The organism is Dactylosporangium sp. NPDC050688 (genome assembly GCF_040654515.1).
In the GTDB taxonomy this organism is placed as follows: Bacteria; Actinomycetota; Actinomycetes; order Mycobacteriales; family Micromonosporaceae; genus Dactylosporangium.
Genome location: NZ_JBFAIC010000191.1, coordinates 1 through 1,128, shown reverse-complemented (window position 1 = coordinate 1,128; position 1,128 = coordinate 1). Strand labels below are relative to the sequence as shown.

Sequence of the window (1,128 nt, the reverse complement as noted above, 5' to 3'; positions counted from 1 at the left end):
CGAGTCGTTCATGGACTCGAAGGCGCAACCACCTGTGGCGAGCTTCTTTGTCGCCGCGTCCCAGGTCAACGTGCCGGCTTCGGGATCGGCGTAGGTGAGGATGTCGCCGAAGGTCCGCAGCGCTGTCCGCACCTGCGCGCTGCGCCAGTTGAGGCGGTCGCCGACCATGTCCTGCCAGCCTTTCACCCCGATGGTGCTGAGTAGCACGTTCTCGAACAGCTCGACGGTGGTGAACGGGTCCTTGCCGCCGAGACACAGGGGGATGGCTCCGGACGCCTTGACCTTCCGCAGGTCGTCCATGAGGGCGGCGAGGGCGTGGTCGCCGGAGGGTGGTGTGACGCCCGCCCGGTTGAGGATCTCGGTGTTGAACCACAGCATGTTGCTGCGATGGGCACCTGTCGGCACCCCGTACGGCTTGCCGCCGTGCATGAGCGAACCCAGGATGGTCGGCTGCATCGTCGCGCGTAGGTTCTCCTCGGCGAAGACCGACGCGACGTCGCGGATGACGCCGCGGTCGGCGTAGCCCTGCACGGACTTGCCCGTGAAGGTCTGCCAGACGTCGGGCGGGTTGCCGTTCTGCAGCCGCTTGGCCAAGGCCACGACCGCCTGTGACCCGGCGCCGCCCGGGACCGCGGCGTTGACGACGTCGACGTTCGGATCCGTCTGGTGCATGGCGGTGAACAGGACGTTCAGCGCGGCAGCCTCCGAGCCGGAGGTCCACCACGACACGACCTCGAGCTGCTTGGTTTCCTTCGTTGGGCTCGTCGGCTTCGGTGAACCGCAGCCGGCCACGGCGAGCACCACGACCGCGACTGCCGCTGCCACGCGGCGCCAGCGGTTCATGCCGTGCTCCCGGTGACGGTGCTCGGCCCGGCACCCCTGGGCAGGACCGGCTCGGTGCTCCCGCGGACGGGCTCGGCCGCGGCCCCGAGGTCGTAGAGAGCGTAGAGCCCGACGACGACGAAACAGACGGCTGGGACGATGAAGGAGATCGCCGCGCTCGTCCGGTCCACGAGCCTGCCCTGTACCACCGGCATGATCGCGCCGCCCACGATGGCCATCACGAGGCCGGCGGCGCCGAACTTGGTCGCCGGACCGAGCCCTTTGAGGGCCACGCCGTAGATCGTC

1 protein-coding gene and 1 pseudogene are annotated in these 1,128 nt (G+C 69.1%); both read right to left on the bottom strand.

The genetic code is table 11. The features are described from left to right. Positions 1 to 843, bottom strand: an 843-nt coding sequence (locus AB0H83_RS51905) for an ABC transporter substrate-binding protein (RefSeq protein ID WP_360111506.1), incomplete at its 3' end; no start/stop codon positions are given. Next, positions 840 to 1,128, bottom strand: a pseudogene (locus AB0H83_RS51900) (hypothetical protein); the annotation flags it as partial. The pseudogene AB0H83_RS51900 and the gene AB0H83_RS51905, both read right to left, overlap by 4 nt.